Raw genomic sequence first — 367 nt, 5'->3', positions numbered from 1 at the left:
GAAATCACCATTCGAATAGCGCTTGTCATCGATGCGGGGAGTATTAGCCGTATCACAGACAATCACCAAAGCTCCAGCATAGTCCTCATCGCTGACAGTATCCATCTCAGCAAGCCAAGTCAAGGTCGGTTCATCATAGCCAGTTGCCAAAACCCGCTTTTGAGGGAAGCGCGCACGCAGGAGATCCCGCAAGCCCACCTGGCTACCAATCGCATCCGGATCCGGATTTTGATGACGATGGATAATAATCGTGTCATAAGCTTGAATTTTTTCAAGAATTTCATTCATTACGTTCATACATTACCTCATTTTCTCTGTCAATTTTAACATAAGAAAGGCCCATCCAGCAAGCATTTATCACTAATTA

Annotated in this window: 1 protein-coding gene; it reads right to left on the bottom strand. The window is 44.7% G+C overall.

All coding sequences use genetic code 11. The features are described 5' to 3' along the window. Positions 1-297: DHH family phosphoesterase (locus SPADD19_RS11065; RefSeq protein ID WP_338322299.1), on the bottom strand; the 297-nt coding region annotated here is incomplete at its 3' end. Positions 298-367: the final 70 nt, after the last annotated feature.

It is taken from the genome of Streptococcus parasanguinis (assembly GCF_001578955.1).
Lineage (GTDB): Bacteria > Bacillota > Bacilli > Lactobacillales > Streptococcaceae > Streptococcus > Streptococcus parasanguinis_U.
This window is presented reverse-complemented; position numbering and strand designations above follow the sequence as displayed.